This is a genomic window from Variovorax sp. Root473 (assembly GCF_001426505.1).
Classification (GTDB): Bacteria; Pseudomonadota; Gammaproteobacteria; order Burkholderiales; family Burkholderiaceae_C; genus Variovorax.
Genome location: NZ_LMEV01000017.1, coordinates 403,531 through 403,960, shown reverse-complemented (window position 1 = coordinate 403,960; position 430 = coordinate 403,531). Strand labels below are relative to the sequence as shown.

The window sequence follows — 430 nt, the reverse complement described above, 5'->3', positions numbered from 1 at the left end:
GGCCATGCAGCTGCGCAGCGCCTCGTGGCGCACCGCAGCGCCCTTGGGCTTGCCGGTGGAGCCCGAGGTGTAGATGACGTAGGCCAGGTGCTCGCCGTGCAGCGCGACCTGGGGATTGGTGTCGGGCTCATTGGAGACGTCGAGGCTGTCGACTTCCAGCATGGTGAGGCCGGCACGCGGTGCGATGAGATCGCAGGTGGCCCGGTGGCTCAGCACCAACTCGATGCCGCTGTCCCCCACCATGTACGCCAGCCGCTGCACCGGGTACTCAGGATCCAGCGGCAGGTAGGCGCCGCCCGCCTTCAGGATGCCCAGGATGCCCACCACCATCTCGAGGGAGCGCTCCATCACGATGCCCACGCGCATGTCCGGCCGCACACCCAGCGCGATCAGCCGGTGGCCCAGGCGGTTCGCGCGCGCGTTCAGTTCG

Annotated in this window: 1 protein-coding gene; it reads right to left on the bottom strand. The window is 69.3% G+C overall.

The annotated features are described in order from the left end of the window. Nucleotides 1-430, bottom strand: a 430-nt coding sequence (locus ASD34_RS28275; protein ID WP_235510080.1) for an AMP-binding protein, incomplete at both ends; no start/stop codon positions are given.